1 protein-coding gene is annotated in these 776 nt (G+C 47.3%); it reads left to right on the forward strand.

The genetic code is table 11. The features are described from left to right. Positions 1-96: 96 nt before the first annotated feature. The coding region (locus tag AAC147_RS09405; RefSeq protein ID WP_047686416.1) for an integrase domain-containing protein at positions 97-776 on the forward strand (680 nt) is incomplete at its 3' end.

Genomic DNA, 776 nt, shown 5'->3' on the forward strand with positions numbered 1-776 from the left:
CAGATATTCGTCAAGGGCAAAACCGGTGTTTTCTGTTTTGCCGCACTGACGCGCGCCAGAGATCGCATATCGTTGGGTATCGATAGGGAAAATGAGATGAGTCGATTGATTAAAGAATTAAAGTTTTTTGCCCGACAAGGTGGTGGTAGTCATAAAACCTGTCATGATCGCATTCGGATCGCCGGGCGTTTGGGTGCTTTGTTATTGAGCCTGAATATTCAGATTAAAAGCCTCAATAATCTGAAAACCAAACATGTAGAGCATTACGTTGATGCCCGTTTATCTCAGGGGGTCACCAAGCGCACAGTACAAAATGAAATGTCCGCACTGCGTAATATCTTCCGCATGGCTGGCTGGGAAAAACTGGAAACTTCTCCAAGACTGAGTAATCAGGCATTAGGGTTAAGTGGAACCAGCCGCGCCGGAACGAAACAAGCAATCCCTGATGCCACGTTTCAGTTTATTTATCAAAAAGCCCTTGAACGTGATGTCGGATTTGCCGTCACACTGAAACTAGCCCGATTGTTGGGATTACGTTCTCAGGAAGCGGTGCAATGCAGTGCGTCATTGAAAAGCTGGCGCAAACAATTAGAACAGCCAGAGCCGAAACTGCATGTTGTTTTCGGTACAAAAGGCGGCCGACCAAGACAAACCCGTGTACTGGATGTTACTGCGGTAAAAGAGGCTGTCGGGCAAGCCATTGCTGTTGCAGAACAACGCGGCGGTAGATTGATTGATAAGCCCGATCTCAAACAAGCCATGAACTACTGGCGAAC

Source organism: Xenorhabdus sp. NBAII XenSa04 (assembly GCF_963866145.1).
GTDB classification, from domain to species: Bacteria; Pseudomonadota; Gammaproteobacteria; order Enterobacterales; family Enterobacteriaceae; genus Xenorhabdus; species Xenorhabdus indica.